Below are 291 nucleotides of genomic sequence, written 5' to 3' on the forward strand. Positions count from 1 at the left end.
GTACGTTAAAACCAAGCGTTACGCCACTGCCGTCAGGGGCATTGGTATAGGCCGCTGCGGACGACGCTGTGAAAATCGTGGGAACAGCAAGACCAGCGCCAGCGATGGCACTGGTTTTAAGTAAACCACGACGAGTGAGTAAATTGGACATTCATATCCTCCCGATTGAATTAAGTAACATATGCCTCCTCCGCATATGCCACTCGCCCTTTACAGAACATTAACAGTATTCGTCCTGGTTCGAAAATTTCGCAACAATAGCTTTTAAACAAAGATTATTTTTGTAAAGAT

1 protein-coding gene is annotated in these 291 nt (G+C 45.0%); it reads right to left on the reverse strand.

The window, feature by feature from the left end; genetic code table 11:
- Positions 1 to 151: twin-arginine translocation signal domain-containing protein (locus AB9F29_RS22275; protein WP_369757298.1), on the reverse strand; the 151-nt coding region annotated here is incomplete at its 3' end.
- Between the last annotated feature and the right edge of the window lie 140 nt (positions 152 to 291).

The sequence above is a fragment of the Falsihalocynthiibacter sp. S25ZX9 genome, assembly GCF_041205405.1.
Classification (GTDB): Bacteria; Pseudomonadota; Alphaproteobacteria; order Rhodobacterales; family Rhodobacteraceae; genus Falsihalocynthiibacter; species Falsihalocynthiibacter arcticus.